Origin of the sequence: Castellaniella sp. MT123, from assembly GCF_039614765.1 — a bacterium.
GTDB lineage: Bacteria > Pseudomonadota > Gammaproteobacteria > Burkholderiales > Burkholderiaceae_B > Castellaniella.
The window spans coordinates 539,026-553,882 of record NZ_CP154879.1 but is presented as its reverse complement, the minus strand read 5'-3'; the positions used below and the strand labels follow the sequence as shown (position 1 = coordinate 553,882).

At 65.5% G+C, this 14,857-nt stretch carries 12 protein-coding genes; 3 read left to right on the top strand and 9 right to left on the bottom strand.

What is annotated here, in order from left to right:
* Positions 1-58: 58 nt before the first annotated feature.
* Positions 59-1,534 (top strand): ribonuclease G, encoded by a 1,476-nt coding sequence (rng, locus tag ABCV34_RS02480; protein WP_345797687.1) that lies wholly within the window; start codon positions 59-61, stop codon positions 1,532-1,534.
* A gap of 7 nt (positions 1,535-1,541) precedes the next feature.
* On the opposite strand, the gene ABCV34_RS02475 is transcribed toward rng, so the two are convergent.
* Both ABCV34_RS02475 and msbA read right to left on the bottom strand, forming a co-directional pair.
* Positions 1,542-1,973, bottom strand: a complete 432-nt coding sequence (locus ABCV34_RS02475) for a hypothetical protein (RefSeq protein WP_345797686.1) — start codon at positions 1,971-1,973, stop codon at positions 1,542-1,544.
* 77 nt (positions 1,974-2,050) lie between these two features.
* Entirely contained in the window at positions 2,051-3,844 is a 1,794-nt protein-coding gene (gene msbA, locus ABCV34_RS02470) for a lipid A export permease/ATP-binding protein MsbA (RefSeq protein ID WP_345797685.1), read from the bottom strand.
* 151 nt (positions 3,845-3,995) lie between these two features.
* Between msbA and ABCV34_RS02465 the strand changes: the two genes are divergently transcribed.
* A complete protein-coding gene (locus ABCV34_RS02465) occupies positions 3,996-4,910 on the top strand; it encodes a glycosyltransferase family 9 protein (protein WP_345798672.1) in 915 nt (304 codons plus the stop codon).
* Positions 4,907-5,671, top strand: a complete 765-nt coding sequence (locus ABCV34_RS02460; protein WP_345797684.1) for a YdcF family protein — start codon at positions 4,907-4,909, stop codon at positions 5,669-5,671. Before ABCV34_RS02465 ends, ABCV34_RS02460 begins: the two co-directional genes overlap by 4 nt.
* A 51-nt stretch (positions 5,672-5,722) precedes the next feature.
* On the opposite strand, the gene ABCV34_RS02455 is transcribed toward ABCV34_RS02460, so the two are convergent.
* From ABCV34_RS02455 to dnaE, 7 genes are all read right to left on the bottom strand, one after another.
* Complete coding sequence (locus tag ABCV34_RS02455) at positions 5,723-6,868, bottom strand: glycosyltransferase family 4 protein (protein WP_345798671.1); 1,146 nt, start codon at positions 6,866-6,868, stop codon at positions 5,723-5,725.
* 71 nt (positions 6,869-6,939) lie between these two features.
* Positions 6,940-7,728 carry a polysaccharide deacetylase family protein gene (locus ABCV34_RS02450; protein ID WP_345797683.1) on the bottom strand — a complete coding sequence of 263 codons (789 nt, stop codon included), beginning with the start codon at positions 7,726-7,728 and terminating at the stop codon, positions 6,940-6,942.
* An 88-nt stretch (positions 7,729-7,816) separates the two neighbouring features.
* Positions 7,817-8,563 (bottom strand): glycosyltransferase family 2 protein, encoded by a 747-nt coding sequence (locus ABCV34_RS02445; protein WP_345797682.1) that lies wholly within the window; start codon positions 8,561-8,563, stop codon positions 7,817-7,819.
* Positions 8,564-8,635: 72 nt separating this feature from the next.
* A complete protein-coding gene (locus tag ABCV34_RS02440; protein WP_345797681.1) occupies positions 8,636-9,472 on the bottom strand; it encodes a polysaccharide deacetylase family protein in 837 nt (278 codons plus the stop codon).
* A complete protein-coding gene (locus ABCV34_RS02435; protein ID WP_345797680.1) occupies positions 9,472-10,569 on the bottom strand; it encodes a glycosyltransferase family 4 protein in 1,098 nt (365 codons plus the stop codon). The genes ABCV34_RS02440 and ABCV34_RS02435 overlap by 1 nt, the downstream gene beginning before the upstream one ends.
* On the bottom strand, positions 10,566-11,339 hold the full coding sequence (locus ABCV34_RS02430) for a glycosyltransferase family 25 protein (RefSeq protein WP_345797679.1): 774 nt from the start codon (positions 11,337-11,339) through the stop codon (positions 10,566-10,568). Before ABCV34_RS02430 ends, ABCV34_RS02435 begins: the two co-directional genes overlap by 4 nt.
* Positions 11,336-14,815 (bottom strand): DNA polymerase III subunit alpha, encoded by a 3,480-nt coding sequence (gene dnaE / locus ABCV34_RS02425; RefSeq protein WP_345797678.1) that lies wholly within the window; start codon positions 14,813-14,815, stop codon positions 11,336-11,338. Before dnaE ends, ABCV34_RS02430 begins: the two co-directional genes overlap by 4 nt.
* Positions 14,816-14,857 lie beyond the last annotated feature (42 nt).

The window sequence follows — 14,857 nt, the reverse complement described above, 5'->3', positions numbered from 1 at the left end:
ACAGTCAGGCCAGCACCCATTCGGCCTGTGCAGCCCAGCGGCTCCGGAAACCCACGTCATGTCCCTCAATGAAGACATCCTGATCAACGTCACCCCCTTTGAAACCCGTGTAGCCCTGACGGCCCAGGGGGTCGTGCAGGAACTGCACATCGAACGCAGCGTCCAGCGGGGCCACGTCGGCAATCTCTACCTGGGACGCGTGGCACGGGTATTGCCCGGCATGCAGAGCGCCTTCGTGGACATCGGTCAGGAGCGCGCCGCCTTCATCCATGTCGCCGACCTGCGGCAGAACCGACATGCGCGCAACAGCAGCGAGCATATCCCGCACACCCCTATCGAGAAACTGCTGTTCGAAGGTCAACCTCTGCTGGTTCAGGTCATCAAGGATGCAATGGGCACCAAGGGCGCGCGCCTGTCCACGCATATCAGCATCGCGGGGCGCATGCTGGTCTATCTGCCCCACGAACCGCACATCGGCGTCTCGCAACGCATCGATGACGAAGCCGAACGCAATGCCCTGCGCGAGCGTGTCCAGGCCCTGCAGCCGGCCGACGAGTCCGGGGGGTTCATCGTCCGCACCCAGGCCGAAGGGGCCAGTGACGAGGAACTGACTGCGGACATCACCTACCTGCGCATGCTGTGGGTCAATATCCAGGCACGCATCCGCGAGGTTCCCGCCCCGTCTCCCGTCTATATCGAACTGACCCTGGCGCAGCGCGTCCTGCGCGACATGGTAACGCCCGAGACCGGTGCCATCACGATCGATTCCCGCACGGTCACCCAGGAGCTGATCGACTGGGCACAGCGCTACACGCCGTCCGTGGTCGAACGCATCCACCACTACAGCGGCAACCGTCCGTTGTTCGACACGGCCAACGTGGACGAGGAGATCGCCCGCGCACTGTCGCGTCGGGTGGACCTGAAGTCCGGTGGCTACCTGATCATCGACCAGACCGAGGCCCTGACCACGGTGGACGTCAACACGGGCGGCTACGTCGGCGGGCGCAATTTCGACGACACGATCTTCAAAACCAATCTGGAAGCGGCGGTCGCCATCGCACGCCAGTTGCGTCTGCGCAACTTGGGCGGGATCATCGTGCTGGACTTCATCGACATGGACGACGCCGGGCATCAGGCATCGGTCCTGGCCGAACTACACAAGACCCTGTCACACGACCGGACGCGGGTCACGGTGAGCGGTTTCAGCCAGCTGGGGCTGGTGGAAATGACACGCAAACGCACCCGGGATTCGCTGGCGCATCAGTTGTGCGAACCCTGTCCCACCTGCCAGTCCCGCGGCTCGGTGCGCACGCCCCGCACCCTGTGCTACGAGATCCTTCGGGAAATCCTGCGCGAAGCGCGCCAGTTCAACCCCAAGGAATTCCGGATCGTCGCCTCGCAGGCGGTCATCGACCTGTTCCTGGAAGAAGAAAGCCAGCATCTGGCGATGCTGGGAGATTTCGTGGGCAAGCCGATTTCGCTGGCCGTGGAGGCCGGTTATGCACAGGAGCAGTACGATCTGGTGCTGCTGTAATCAGGACCTAATCACTCAACTTGTTTTCCCAGCTGCTGTCGGCGCCGCACGTCTGCGGCTTCATCATCGCGGTCAACATCTCGTGCACCCGCGTCATCTGGCCGGGATAGTAGCTGTACGCCTTCACGTTGATGGTGCGGTTGTGCAGCAGCACCAAGCTCAGCACCACGCTGCGATCCCAGCCCGCATCGGGGGTTGGACGGTACACGACGCGGCCGAACGACGACTCGTTAGGCACCATCTCGAAGGTATAGGTCTGCCCACAGGCTGCGGCGTGGCGGAACAGGTTCTGCTGCACGCCCGGGAAATCGATCGGCAGGCGGCGGCGTTCCGTGATCTGGTAGCGGGGGGTTTCCAGTTCGTTCACCGTCAGACCATGGGGCTGGCCGGCACACGCGGACAGCACCGCCAGGGATGCCAGGGCATAAACAGTCTTCATCAGAGGCTCCAGAAAGCAGAATCCGGTTCCGATGACTCGCCGGATCCCGGTATCCAGGATCAAGCGGGGCATCGGGTTCAGGGGATAGGGGTGTCCGACATATCGTCCTGAAACTGCAAACGATACAGCGTGGCGTACAGGCCGCCCAGGGCCAGAAGGTCGGCATGGGGGCCTTCCTCGACGACGCGGCCCTGGTCCAGCACGACAATGCGGTCCGCCTTCTGCACCGTGCTGAGACGGTGGGCGATCACCAGCGTCGTGCGGCCCGCCATCAGACGTTCCAGCGATGCCTGCACCTGGCGCTCGGATTCGTTGTCCAGCGCCGAGGTCGCCTCGTCCAGGATCAGGATGGGAGCGTCCTTGATGAGCGCGCGGGCAATCGCCAGACGCTGACGCTGGCCCCCGGACAACATATTGGCGTTGCTGCCGACCTGGGTATGGATGCCATCGGGCAGGCTGTCGACGAAATCCAGCAGGCTGGCAGCTTCCAGCGCCGCCCGCACGCGGGCTTCAGGGACGTCGCCCTGAACCCCGTAGGCGACGTTTTCCGCAATAGTGCCCTCGAACATGACGACATCCTGGCTGACCAGCGACAGCTGCGAACGCAGGGATCGCAGGCGGAATTCCCGCACGTCGACACCATCGATCAGGACCTGCCCCTCCGTGGGTTCGATGAAGCGCGGCAGCAGGTTCACCAAGGTGGTCTTGCCGCTGCCCGAGCGCCCCACCAAGGCGACGGTCTGGCCTGCCGACACCGAAAGGGAGACCGCATCCAGCGTATCGTGTGCCGCATCCTGATAGCGCTGGGTGACCGCGCGGAAATCCACCTGCCCCGTCAGGCGGCCTTCGATGGTGCGGCTGCCGGTGTCCCGTTCGACCGGCTCATCCACAAGCGAGAACACGCTCTCGGCCGAGATCAGCATGCGCTGCGTCGCACCCGCAATGTTGGTCAAACGCTTGAGCGGGTCGAAAATCTGCCCCAGCGCCGCCATGAAGGCGGCGAAGCTGCCGACCGTCAAACCCTGATGGTTGGCCTGATACAGGGCCACGGCGACGACGATGGCCACCGACAGGGCCACAAAGAACTGCGAAATCGGTGACATGGCGGAATCGGCGCTGGCCGCCCGCATGGCGAATCGCCGCAGCCGGGCATTGACGTAGCTGAAGCGATCCCGTTCCCGGGCATAGCCGTCGAAGAGCTTGATCACGCGCTGGCCCGCGATGCCTTCGGATACGACCCGGGTCAGTTCCGCATTCATATTGATGGTGTCGCGGTTGATGCGGCGCAGCCGGCGCACGAAATAGCGCCCGGTCAGCACAGACAACGGCAACATGATCAGCACGATCAGCGTCAGCTGCCAGGACATGTACAGCAGGACGGCCAGCAGCGCCACCACGGTCAGGGATTCGCGCACGAGTACGCGGACGACCTCGGTGGACAAGCCGCTGACGTTGCCCGCGTCGATCGTGAAGCGATTGAGCAGACGGCCCCGGTCGCGGCCCCGGAAGGTTTCGTCCGACATCCCCAGCAGGCGCTCGAACATGTCGCGACGCAGCCCCAGCAGCATGTTGTTGGCAACCCAGGACATGAGGTACGTACCCGCGAAGGTCGTCAGCCCGCGCACCAGCATCAGACCGACAACCGTCAGCGGGATCGACCAGACGTACGAGGGTTCGGTACCGGTGAAGCCTTCGTCGAGCAGCGGCTTCATGATGACGGCCAGCAGCGGCTGGGTCGCGGAGGCGACGCTGAGCAGCACCAGCGCCAGCAGGCCCACTTTCCAGTCCTTGCCCAGGCGAGTGTAAATCTGGCGCCACAGTTCCAGCCGCACGGGGCGGCTGTCAGTCGTCGGATCGGGATTGGCTTTCAACCGGCACGCTCTCTTATATACTGTCGTGAATCACGCATTTTAGCCCGCCGACAGACTGACTCCATGGCGGGCTGTCGGAGCACCCGCGTTGACACCTGCCTCCCGCCCCGCCCTTTATGTGCGCCTGCCCAACTGGGTGGGCGACGTCTGCATGAGCCTGCCCAGTCTCCAGGCCCTGCTGGATACGGGCCTGCCGGTCGTCGTCTGCGCCCGCCCCTGGGCGCAGGATCTGCTGGCCGCCTACCCGCTGGCCGGTTTCGTCCCGATCCGCGGCGCCTGGCGCACGGATCGCGCGGCGGTGCGCCAACATATCCGTCAGGCCCGACACAGCCACGTCCGGGGCCTGCTGCTGCCGGATTCACTGTCCAGCGCACTGGTCTTCCGCTTTGCCGGCATCCCCTGCGCGGGCTACCGTGACGACGGACGCAGCCTGATCCTGCGCTGGCCATGCCGCAAACCCGGCGCACCGCTGCATGCCGTGCAGTCCTGGTACCACCTGACGCGGTTCGCGCTGACACAATGGCACCTGCCTGGCGCGCCGGCCCAGCCGGCCGACGAACTGGACTGGATCGCCGCCCCTCAGCATGAAGCCCAGGCGGCGCAGGCCATGGCGCAGGCGGGCCTGACCCGAAACACCTTCGTGCTGATCGCGCCGACCGCCACCGGCCTGCACAAGGGCCGAGTCAAGGCCTGGTCCGGCTTCGACAGCCTGACCCAATCCCTGCAGGCGCGCGGCATCCCGGTGGTGATGGCTCCTCCGCCCGCGGAGCGCTCAGCGGCCGAAATCGCGGCCCCTAGCGCGCGGATGCTGCCGGCCCTCGGACTAGGCGCCTTTGCCGCGCTGACCCGCCAGGCCGCACTGGTCGTCTGCAACGACTCCGGGGTGTCGCATCTGGCGGCGGCGGCCCGCGCCCGCCAGATCACCCTGTTCGGGGTCACCGACCCCAACCGCACCGGGCCGTGGTCCAACCGCGCCCGGCGCCTGGGGCGGATGGATGCCTGGCCCGGCGCCCCCGATGTCCTGTCCACCGCACTCGAAATCCTGGATACCCCGCCTGCCACATGAGCTTGTCCGAATTTCTGGCCAATCTGGTCATTCCGCTGAATCTCTCGATCACCCTGCTGGTTCTGGCTGTCATCCTGTTCATCCTGAGGTGGCGCAAGACCGCTGCCTTTCTGACGGTCGGCGCGCTGGCCTGGGTGGTGTTCTGGTCCCTGCCGACCTCGTCGCTGTGGGCCGGCGGACTGCTGGAACAGCGCTACCCGAGCGAGCCACCGGCATCATTGCCCACCGCTCAGGCCATTGTCGTCCTGGGCGGCAACACCGCCAACGGTCGGCAGAACTGGTTCGAATCCTTCGACCGCAAGACCGCCACCCTGCGCACCGATACGGCGGCCAAGCTGTACGCGGCCGGGCGCGCGCCTCTGATCGTCGTCTCGGGCGCCGCGCTGGACGGCGGAATGAGCGAGGCCCGCATGATGACCCAGGCCCTGGAGCATGACGGGATCCCGACCGGTGCCATCCTGCAGGAGGACCACAGCCTGACGACCCACCAGAATGCCGTCTACACCGCCCGCTTGCTGCGCCAGCACGACATCCGGACGTTCCTGCTGGTGACCTCGGCCCTGCACATGCCGCGCGCCATGGCCAGCTTCCAGAAGCAAGGGCTGAATCCGATCCCGGCGCCATCGCCCCCGCAAATCGTGGTGCCCCGGGAGCTGGATTTCTCGTTCTGGCTACCCGACTGGCGCGCCCTGACTGCCAGCCGCTCCATCGTCAAGGAATACCTGGGCCTGCTGGTCTACTGGATACGCGGCTGGGCCTGACACCGGCGCGCTCGGCCGACCGTCCATCCCGGGAACACGCGTGGTGGTGAGTCAGCGTGAAAGGCTATCGCGTTCGCGCAGGATTTCGGCATACAGCCCGATGTATTGCCGGGCGACCTCTGGCCAGGCATGACGCGCCAGAACCGCGCGCATGCCGGTTCGCAGGTGATCGCGCAAGACCGGATCCGAGCGCAGCCGCTCGATCGCGGCGGCCAGCTCGTCGGCCCGTTCGGGATGGCTCAGGACCAGCGCCTCGTCTCCAGGCGTGACATATTGGGCGAATCCGCACCAGGGCGCCGGACTGAGAATCACGGGTAGCCCGAAGGACATGGCTTCCAGGGGTGCCATGCCGAAGCTGTCGTTCAGCGTGGGGTGAGCATACAGGTCGGCCGCCTGATAATAAGGCGCCACCTGCGAGGTTTCCGCCACCAGATGGACTCGCTGGCGCACGGCCTCGGGCATCCGCGCGACACAGTCGCGCGACGCCGGATTGGCGCCGACGACCAGCAGCAGAACGTCGGCGGGCAGGCGCTCGAGCGCCTGCAGCATGGTGGGCAGTCCCTTGCGCATGGGATTTCGCGCCACCAGCAGGCACAAGGTACCCTGCGCGGGCAGGCCCAACGCCTGGCGCTGTTCGCGCCGCTGATCGGCGGACACCGGCGGCGGCATCGCAACCCCGGGTGCGATCACCGGGAACTGCGCGGCTGGCCTGCCATAGGCTTCTTCCAGCTGACGTGCAATGAGCTGCGATACAGCCACCACCCGATGCGCCGGACGCATCGCCATGCGCCGGGCCTCCAGTCCGAGATATGTCTGGACACGAGGGCTGACGAAGGACAGCAGACGCTTGATCACCGGCATGGGTTGCACCCGCCAGCGATACCGTACCGGCGTCACGTGCACGACCTCGATGTCGCCGCACCACCCGTTCATGTGCGAATGGACGATGTCGAACCCCTGCCGGGTCGCTCGTGCCGCCCGGCGGGCAAACAGCCAGACGCGAATCCAGCTGGGCCAGCGGCGGCCGATGCGCAGGGGATGAAATGGCAGTTTCAGCTCGCAGGCGGGGTCGTATTCCCGCGCAAAGACCGTGATCCGGTGACCGGCCGCGGACAATTCGCGCATCAGCGCCACACCATAGGCCTCGGCCCCTCCAAACCGGCTGCCGAAGCGGTCCACGACGAAGGCGATGGACAGCCCTGCATCCCCGGTGGAAGCGACGGGCGCGGCGGTGATCGGGACGGATTCCGGGCCGACCGGCGCACTGTTCATCGGGTCTCTCCGGCGCGGGCCGGACTCTGGTTTTTCTGCCTGAGATCCGCATGAAGCCGTTCTGCCTGGATGCGCTTGCGGTCTTCCAGGCCGGTCAGGCATTTCTGCAGGAAGCGCACCAGCAGCGTGGACCGCATGACGGCGATCCGGGGCAAGGCAAAGAAATCGTCATCCAGGCGCGCGAGCCCCCGCGCCGTCGTCGTGGCGGTCTCGTAGCCCGCATCCCGCACGCAATCCGCAAGGGCGGGCGTGAACTTTCCATAGGGATAACAAAAGGCCCGGACCGGCGCACCGATGAGCTGCTCGAGCGCATCGCGCGAATCTCGAATCTCGTTGGCGGCGAGCTCGGGCGACAGCCGTGGCAGAACCGGGTGATTCAGGGTATGCGAGCCGGTCTCGTGACCCGCCGCGACCCAGTCCCGCAGACCACTGGTGTCCATCAACGCCGACGCGGGAACCCCCTCGTCGCGATCCCAGACGTTGGAACCGCCCAATTGCCGGACCACGAAATAATTGGTCGCATGAAAGCCGCAGGTTTCCAGGATCGGCACGGCATGATCCAGCACGTTCTGATAGCCGTCGTCGAACGTGATGCCAAAGACCTTGCCGCGCTTTTCGCCCCGCAGATAGGGCATGAGCTGAGTCATCGACAAGCCGCGGTAGCCCAGCAGCCGCAACGAAGTCATCTGGCGCCGGAAGTCCCATGGATGGACGGTAAGGCCCCGGTATGGCGTACCCCGGGGACCCGGTTCGCCAATCTGGTGGTACATGAGGATGGGGATCATGGGCCGATTATATCGGCCGGCTCCAGCCAGCGCGCGGATGCCGGGCCACAAGGGACAACCGATTGCCGGATGGCGGCCGGGCCCGCGATCACCGCTCGCGCCCCAGCTGGTACAGCTTTACGTAGCGATAAAAGCTGCCGGTGGCGGCCATGCCGGCCAGCACCAGCCCTTGCCAGCCATCCAGAAAGCCACGCCGCAGCAGATAATGCCGGATAAAGGTCCAGGCCGCGTGGCCGAAAGGCCCCAGCAGGCTGGTACTGCGCCCGCTCTCGAAGGCACTGCGTGCGGCCTCGGTGGAATAGCGGTTGATCTTGTCGATGAAGATTTCCAGACTGGCGTAGGGATCGTGCAGGAAATGGCCGTCCAAGGTGGCCGTGCGCCCCTGTACGACAACCCGCTCGTGGACGGCCGCATCCGTGAACCGCCCCGCATTGCGGCGGAACAAGCGCACCACGTAATCCGGCCACCAGCCACTATGCCGGATCGAGCGGCCGCAGAAACTGGACAGGCGGGCAATCCGGTAGGCATCGGCAACGGGCGCATGAACGGCCTGACCGATGGCCCGCGCCAGTTCGGGCGTGACCTGCTCGTCGGCGTCGATGGACAGGACCCAGTCGCCGGTCGCCAGATCCAGCGCGCGGTTCTTCTGGGGGCCGAAACCGGGCCAGTCCGCCGTGCGCTCGACCCGGGCGCCGGATTGGAGCGCGATGTCGCAGGTCGCATCGGTGCTGCCGGAATCAACGACGATGATTTCATCGGCGAAGGCGACGGACGCCAGGCAGGCCGCGATGCGATCCGCCTCGTTCTTGGTGATGATGATGACGGACAGTTTCATGCAGTCGAGCCTGTTCACGCGATTCCAAAGAACGCACCTGGGGCCCGCCGGCCCGGCACGAAGGAGGACACATCACCCCACATAAGTCTGCCCCCGCTTCCAGCGCTTCCAGCCGTTGAAGACGGGGGCGAGCATCGGGTTGGCGGCCACGTGGATCCGGCGTCCCAGCGATGCGCCGGTCGTATCGCGTACGGCAAACCGGAAAATGGAAGCAGGATCCGATCCGGGCCGGTTGCGGCCGAATGCCCGGGTCGTATATAGATGGCGAAAACCCGCATCCTGGGCGATGCGGATGTAATCCGCATCGAAATAGCCCTGCGGCCAGCACAGCTGGTCGGAGACTTCTCCCAGGTTTCGCATCAGTGCATCACGCGACAGGGCCAATTCATCCTGCATGTGGGCATTCTTGTCGACATCCAGCTGATCCCAGCGCGTGTGGGTATGCGTATGGCTGTGAAATTCCATCAGGCCCTGTTCCCGCAGCGCCTGGATTTCCGACCATCGCAGGATGACCTCGTCGGCGCGCCCCCGATCGATGCGACGCTCGCATTCGTGGTGTTCGGGGGTTTCCGGCAAGGCCCGATCATCGCCCAGATGCGGGCGGACCGGCCCCTGCCCCACCCAGCCGGTCACGACGAAAATGGTGGCGCGCATGCCATAGCGCCGCAGCAAGGGCGCGGCATAGACCCAGTTGTCCAGATAGCCGTCGTCGAAGGTGATCAGGACGGATCGTCGCGGCGCCCCGCCCTGCCGCAGGTGACAGGTGAACTCATCGGTGCTCAGCGTCCGGTACCCGTGGCGCGCCAGCCAACGCAGCTGATCCTCGAAGTGTTCGGGCGTGGCCGCAATCATGCCGCCCCCAGGGCGGACATGGTGGTACATCAGCACAGGAACGATGTCGGCGGCCATCAGTGCAGTTCCTCCAGCCATTGGCGGTAACAGTGTTCGGTACGTTCGCCCAAGGCGGCGCGCGTGAAGCGGCCCTCGTCCAGACAGAAACGCCGCCCTGCCTGCCCCATGCGCCGCCGTAGGTCGGGATCTGCGATCAGATCATCCAGCGCCGACGTCAGGGCCGGAATGTCGAACAGGGGCACCAGTAATCCGGTTTCGCCCTCGCGCATCATCTCGGGCACCCCGCCCACGCGGGTGCCAACCACGGGCAGCCCGGCTGCTCCGGCTTCGACGAAGGCTGTGCCGGAAGCCTCGATGTGCGTCGCCAGGGCAAAGATGTCGAAGTCCGGCAGCAAAGCGGGAACATCCGAGCGGGCCCCCAGCAGGTGGATCCGCGCCGCCAGGCCGGTGGCAGCCGCCAGCCCCCGCAGTTTTTCCAGGGCCGCATCGCCGCCGCCGACAATCACGAGTTGCAGATGCGGATACCGTGGAAACAGCGGCAGCATGGCCTCGATCAACTGCTCGTGCCCCTTTTCCCTGCGCAGCACCCCGACACTGCCGACGATCACCGCGTCGGGGCCCAGGCCCAGTTCGGCCCGCAGCACTGGCGCCGGCATGGGATCGGGGAAATCCACGGCGGGCGGCACAACGGCCACGTGCCCGGGCGCCACGCCCCGCTCGATCAGATGCTGGCGCACGAACTCGCTGGGCGCGATGACCCTTTTCGGTACCCGGGTGAACGCCAGCAGCGAGCCGACGGGCTTGGCCAGATGGCGCGTGCGCACGATGAGCGGCACCCCGGCCAGCCGGGCGGCCGTGCCGACCAGCAGCGTCTCGCGTCGGCTGTGGGTGTTGACCACATCGAAGCCGCCCTGCCGCAGCAGGCGCACCAGACGAGGCAGGCCCTTCAGGTGGTTCCAGGGACCGTCCATATACAGGGTATCGACCTGGAAACCCGCCCGCCGCAGTTCGGTGGTCAGTTGTGCATGCGGCTGGCAGATGGCCTGAACATGGTGCCCGCGTTCGCGCAATGCGCACATCAGGCGGAAAATATAGCGTTCCTGGCCTGCAAAACCGGTGGCGGCCTCGGCATGGACGATGCGCAGCGGCATCATGAGGCGGGCCGCCGAAAGCGCAAGCGAAAGCGCAGGTTATGCCACAGACGCCACACCTCGTCACGCGTCTTGTAGGCTTCGCGGCGGACGATATCCGACAGACGGAGCGGAGTCTCGCCGCCCGAACCGGTGATATCCGAGGGCGATCCGTGGTCCTGCGCCACGCAGGCGGGCTGAAGCACGATGTTCTCAACGCCGTGTTCGTAAAAACGGAACATGGTGTCGTCGACTGGATATACCCAGACCCGACAATGGTCCAGTAGAGCGACAGCCGCTGGAGGGCTCAGCAGGTAGGCGACAGCACAGAAGTGGTTTTTGAGTTTCCGGACGAGCGTGAACGCCCCCACGCGCCCAACCGTCATACGAGGATCCGGGCCGGCCCGATCGTATTCATGCAGCCAGATGAACGGCCAGGCCTGCAGCAGCGCCTCTGAATGGGCCAGCATCTCCGGAAAATTCTCCTTCAGGATCGCGTCATCCTCGACCACGATCAGCGGCTGCCCGGATTCCGCGCATTCCTGCCACAGCAGGTAATGGCTGGCGAAGCACCCCAGCTGTGACGGCTTCAGGTCGCGGCCGCGTCCCTTCACACGGGCACGCGCCGCTGGGTCGTAATGGGCAAACAGGGGATGATCCGGCTGCTGTTTGCCATTGACGGCATCCAGAAAGCTGTAGCCAGACACCCCCAGCCGATCAAACTGATCGGCGATCTGCCGGCGCCGGTCGGACCGCGAGGCCAGGCTGATGATTCGAATGGAAATCGGCTTCATCCGTAGTTCACCTCGACCTGATCATAGGACAGCCACTGCCGGGCACCGGCGATCAGGGCATCGTCCATACGCACGCGCCACTCGTCGCCCAGGCGCAGCAGGCAGGAAAAATCCGGCCGGCGCAGGCGCAGTTCCACCGGCACACCCGATTCCACTGAGCGCCACGGGGCCAGCAACGCCTGCAGGCGCGCGGGTTCGACCGCGTCGGGCACCGACAGGCGCAGGCTGCGTGCGCGGGTTTCGCGGATGCGCTGCAAGTCGTACAGATCGTCGGCCGATACCCGCAAGCCACCCGAATATTCATCATGGCTGACCCGCCCCTGGATGAGCAGCGGACGGTCTTCCTTCAGGCTGTTGCGGTATTGCTCGAAGAGTTCGTTGAAGATCGCGACTTCGATCTGGGCGCTGCCGTCGTCCAGCAGCGCATACAGCATCTTGCCGCGCCGCGTCATGCGCACGCGCACCGCCGCCAGCACGCCGGCCAGCCACTGCTGTCCGCGCGCGGGCGCCAGGCGCGCCAGCGGCGTGGGTGCCACCCGGCGGATCTCGTCGCGCCAGGCATCGAACAAATGCCCGCTGAAGTAGAACCCCAGGGCGGTTTTTTCCTCGGTCAGGCGGGTCTGCAGGTCCCAGGGGGTGACACGGGCCAGTTCGCCCGCCACCAGCTGATCGGATTCGTCGGCGAAAAGCGAGCACTGGTTGGCGTTGCGCTCGGCCTGTTCGGCGGCCTCGATGGCGCTGCCCAGGGTCTCCAGCAAGGCCGCGCGATTGGGTTCCAGGGTATCGAAGGCGCCGGCCCGGATCAGGGCCTCGATCGTACGGCGGTTGACGGCATGGCGATCCACCCGCGCACAGAAATCGAACAGGCTGGCGAACGGCCCGCCGGCATCGCGCGCGGCCAGGATGGCCTCGACCGCCGCCTGGCCGGTGCCCTTCACGCCGCCCAGTCCGTAGCGGATGGTACGCGGCGGCTGCCCCTTGGCGGTGGCGGCGTCAGCCACGGGCGCGAAACGGTAGCCCGAGGCATTGACGTCCGGCGGCAGGACCTCCACATCATTATCCAGCGCGTCGCGCCAGAACACCTGAATCTTGTCCGTATCATCCATGTCCGACAGCATCGTCGCCGCCAGAAATTCCGCCGGATGGTAGCGTTTCAACCAGGCCGTTTGATAGGAAATCAGCGCATAAGCAGCGGAATGGCTCTTGTTGAAGCCATAACCGGCGAACTTTTCCATCAGGTCGAACAGGTGCGCCGCCAGTTCGGCGTCATAGCCTTTCTTGACCGCGCCTTCCTGGAAGGTCACCCGGTGCTTGGCCATTTCCTCGGGCTTCTTTTTCCCCATGGCGCGCCGCAGCAGGTCCGCGCCGCCCAGGGAATACCCCCCGATGATCTGGGAGATCAGCATCACCTGTTCCTGGTAGACGATGACGCCGTAGGTGCTTTTCAGCACCGGCTCCAGGTCTGGATGGAAGTAATCGACGTCCGCGCGGCCATGCTTGCGGTTGACGAAATCGACCACCATGCCCGATTCCAGCGGCCCCGGACGAAACAGCGCCAGCAAGGCGATCACGTCTTCGAAGGTGTTGGGCTGCATGCTTTTGAGCAGCTCTTTCATCCCCCGCGATTCCAGTTGGAAGACCGCCGTGGTGTTTGCCGAAGACAGCAGCGCGTAGGTTTCGGCATCATCGAGCGGCAGGCTCATGATGTCGAAATCGCCCATGCCGGGGTTGAATTCCCGCACGTAGCGCACCGCCCAGTCCAGGATGGTCAGGTTGCGCAGGCCCAGGAAGTCGAACTTCACCAGGCCGACGTCTTCGACGTCACCCTTGTCGTATTGCGAGACCACGCTGGATTCGCTACCCGGCTGGCAATACAGCGGCGTGTAATCGGTCAGCTTGCCGCGGGCGATGATCACGCCACCGGCGTGCATGCCGATATTGCGCGTCAGCCCTTCCAGCGGACGCGCCAGATCGATCAGCGCACGGATTTCCTCGTCCGTGTCGTAGCGTTCCTTGAAGGCGGGTTCGTTTTCGAGGGTGCGGTCCAGCGACCACGGGTCGGCCGGATTGAAGGGGATCATCTTCGACAGGTTGTCGCAGACGCTGTAGGGCATCTCGAGCACCCGGCCGACGTCGCGCACGACGGCTTTGGCCCCCAGCGTGCCGAAGGTGGCAATCTGGCTGACGGCCTCGCGGCCGTATTTTTCCTTCACGTAGTCGATGACCCGCTCGCGGTTGTCCTGGCAAAAATCGACGTCGAAGTCGGGCATCGACACCCGTTCGGGGTTCAGGAACCGCTCGAACAGCAGGTCGTAACGCAGCGGATCCAGGTCGGTGATCCCCAAGCTGTAGGCGACCAGCGAACCCGCCCCCGATCCCCGGCCCGGCCCCACAGGCACGCCATGGTGCTTGCCCCAGTTGATGAAGTCCTGCACGATCAGAAAGTAGCCGGGAAAGCCCATGCCGACAATCGTCTTGCATTCCAGATCCAGGCGTTCCTGGTAGGCCGGCATCTGACGGGTGCGCTCGCCCTCGTCCGGATAGAGCTGCACCATGCGCCGCCGCAGGCCCTCGTTGGCCAGCTGCACCAGGTAATCGTCCAGCGACACGCCATCGGGCGTCGGAAACAGTGGCAGTTCGGGGTGACCCAGCGTCACGGTCAGATTGCAGCGCCGGGCGATCTGCACCGTATTGGCCAGCGCCGAAGGCACATCGGCAAATCGCCGGGCCATGTCGTCGCTGTCGGGCATGTATTGATCGGCGGTAAAACGCCGGACCCGACGGGGATTGCCCAGGAGCTCGCCGTCGGCGATGCAGACGCGGGCCTCGTGGGCGCGGAAGTCGCCCGGCTCGATGAACTGGATGGGATGAGTGGCCACCACCGGCACGCCACAGGTAACCGCCACCCGCAGGGCAGCCTGGACGTAAGCTTCGTCGCCGTCGAATCCGGCGCGCTGCAGTTCGATGAAGTAACTGCCGGGGAAATCCGCCGCCCACTGGCGGACCAGGCGCTGCGCCTCGTCCGTGCGGCCGGCCTGCAGCGCGTGGCCGACGTCACCCGCCCGCCCGCCCGAGAGCACGATCAGGCCGCTGTTTCCGGACAGCCATTCGCGGCGCAGTTCGGCGCGCCCGCGCTGGCTGTTCTGTGTCCAGGCGCGGCTGAGCAGTTCGCACAGATCCAGGTAGGCGGCGTGATTCGTGGCCAGCAACAGAAGGCGAAATGGCTTGTCGGCATCGTCCGGGTTGTGCAGCCAGACGTCACAGCCCGCGATCGGCTTGACCCCGGCCTTGCGCGCCGCCTTGTAGAACTTGATCCAGCCAAACAGATTGGCCAGGTCGGTCAATGCCATGGCCGGCTGGCCGAAAGCTTTCGCACGCTTGACCAGATCGGGGATGCGCGCAATGCCGTCCACCACCGAAAACTCGGAGTGGCTGCGCAGGTGGACAAAAGCGGGAGATACGGGGGACATCGTCATGCCAGGATTGTACTGAAGGGCAGAGGTGCGGCGGAACCTGAT